This window comes from Ideonella azotifigens, assembly GCF_006519715.1.
Taxonomy (GTDB): Bacteria; Pseudomonadota; Gammaproteobacteria; order Burkholderiales; family Burkholderiaceae_C; genus Ideonella; species Ideonella azotifigens.
This window is the reverse complement of sequence record NZ_VIDT01000782.1, coordinates 1-2,320: the sequence shown is the minus strand read 5'-3', so window position 1 is coordinate 2,320 and position 2,320 is coordinate 1. Positions and strand designations below refer to the sequence as shown.

Genomic DNA, 2,320 nt, shown 5'->3' with positions numbered 1-2,320 from the left:
TTCGCGGGCCGAGGGCTTTTCCAACTCCCTGCTGGAGGCCCTGGTGCTGGGCAAGCCGATGGTCTCCACGCCGGTCAGCGGCGCGGCCGAGGCCATCGTCGACGGCGTCAATGGCCAGCTGGCCACTGCTTTCGACGCAGCTGCGTTGGCCGCGGCCATGCGCCGTGCGCTGCCGCTGCTGGACGCCGAAGGTCTGGTTCGGGCCCAGGCGGCCTCGGCCCGGCTGGTCGACGAAGTGTTTGCCATGCCGCGGGTGGTGCAGCGCTACGAGGCGCTGTACCCGCGGCTGGTCGAGGCCGCGGGCAGTGCCGGTGCAGCCGGCGCCGCCGGTTGGTCCTGAAGCCTCATTCACGCACGACAGGGAGAAAACACAATGAAAGTGCTGATCGGCATGACACGCTCGGACACCACGCTGTCCGGGTCCTTCACCCACATCTGCCAGACCGGCGAGGCCTTCCGTGCCCGTGGCGCCGAGGTGGTCTATGTGCTGGGCGGCCAGGGCCCCGCCAACGAGCGGCTGCGCCAGGCCGGCTTCAAGGTCCACGAGTTGCCACAGCTGCACCGCGAGCTGCGCCCGCTGCGCGATGTGCTGGTGCTGCTGCAGCTGATGTGGCTGCTGGTCAAGGAGCGCCCGCAGGTCACCTCCTGGCACACCGCGAAGATCGGCGCGCTGGGCCGCGTGGCGGCCATGCTGACGCTGCGCCGGGCCTACTACGTCGCCCACGGCGTGCCCTTCGTCAACACCCCGCAGAACAGCGGCTACAAGCTCTACGAGCGGCTGGAGCGGCTGCTGGCCTGGTTGCCGGCGCGCATCATCTGCGTCTGCCGCTTCGACTTCAACGAGTACCGGCGCATCGGTGTCGGTGCCGACAAGCTGATGACCATCCCGAATGGCATGAACGGCATTGACACCAGCGGCGCGCTGTCGGACGCGGCCAGTGGGAGCCGCCCGCTGCGCTTCGTGACTGCCGCGCGTTTCGAGACCCAGAAGGACTACGTGACGCTGGCCGCCGCCTGCCGACGGCTGACCGATGCCGGCCTGCGTTTCGAGCTGCACATCTTCGGCAATGGCTCGCAGGAGGCCCAGGTGCGGCAGCTGATGGCCGGGCTGCCCGACGGCACGATCCACTTCCGTGGCGTGGTCGACAACTTTGCCGCGCAGCTGACCGAGCATGACGTGTTCGTGCTTTGCAGCCACTGGGAAGGGCTGCCGCGCAGCATCATCGAAGCCATGGCCTGCGGCCGTCCGGTGATTGCCAGCGACGTGGGCGGTGTCTCGGAGCTGATCGAGTCCGGCCGCAACGGCGAACTGATCGGGCAGGGCGACGCCGGCGCGTTCGCCAGCGCGATGCGGCGCTACATCGAGCAGCCTGCGCTGTGCCGCGCGCATGGTGAACACAGCCGCCGCAAATACCAGGCCGACTACACGCTGGACGTGATGCTGAGCCGTTATTGCGCCGAGTACCTGGGCGCGCCGCTGCCGGCCGCCAGCCCGGTCAGCCAGGCCAAGCAGGGGGCTTGAGATGGCGGCATTGCTGACGCTGATCTGCCCGGTCTACAAGGCTGGAGAACACATTGTTGCGCTGATCGACAGCCTGATCTCCGCCGTCAACAGCGAGCAGGTCAAGCTGATCTTCGTTGACGATGCCAGCCCGGACGACTCGGTGGCCCGCGCCCAGGCGCGGTTGGCCGAACGTGCCGGCGTGGTCCGCTTTGGCGTCGAATGGTGCCTGCAGCCGGTCAACCAGGGCGTGGCTGCAGCGCGCAACATGGCGCTGGACCGGGTCAGCACGCCGTATGTGGGCATGGTCGACTCGGATGACCTGCTGGATCCGGCCTACCTCACGGTGCTGCGCCCGCTGATGCTGCAGCGCCGCTGGGACATCATCGAGTTCGGCTTCCGTGAATTCAGTGCCGCCAAGCCAGCGCTGCTCAGCGGACCGGGCGCGCCGCCCAGCGGACGCCTGCTGCCGTCGTCGCAGCTCAATCCCTTCGAAACCGGCTTCTTCTCCTGGAGCCGCGTGTACGCGACACCGTTGCTGGCGGCCGTGCGCTATCCGCGGGGCACGGTCTACGAAGACGTGCATTTCGTGGCCGAAGCCTTTGCGCGCAGCACCCGCAGCGTTCGCACCAGCGACGTGCTGCTGCACTACCGCCGCCATCCGAATTCGATCACCGCGACGCGCGACCGGCGCTATGCCGACCATTTGCGCAACCTCGTCGGCGGCGTATTGGCCGGCCTCAGCCATCACCGGCAACAGCAGCGCCTGCTGCACCTGCTGGCGCGGCGCTGCGTGCGGGTGCTGCTCAAGGGCTTGCG

At 68.4% G+C, this 2,320-nt stretch carries 3 protein-coding genes; all 3 read left to right on the top strand.

The window, feature by feature from the left end; translation table 11 throughout:
* Positions 1-340, top strand: a 340-nt coding sequence (locus tag FKP22_RS27570; protein WP_141291172.1) for a glycosyltransferase, incomplete at its 5' end; no start/stop codon positions are given.
* A gap of 33 nt (positions 341-373) precedes the next feature.
* The gene (locus FKP22_RS27565; protein ID WP_141291170.1) at positions 374-1,522 is read left to right on the top strand and encodes a glycosyltransferase; all 1,149 of its coding nucleotides are present in this window, start codon (positions 374-376) and stop codon (positions 1,520-1,522) included.
* A 1-nt stretch (position 1,523) separates the two neighbouring features.
* On the top strand, positions 1,524-2,320 hold a 797-nt coding region (locus tag FKP22_RS27560), incomplete at its 3' end, for a glycosyltransferase family 2 protein (RefSeq protein WP_141291168.1).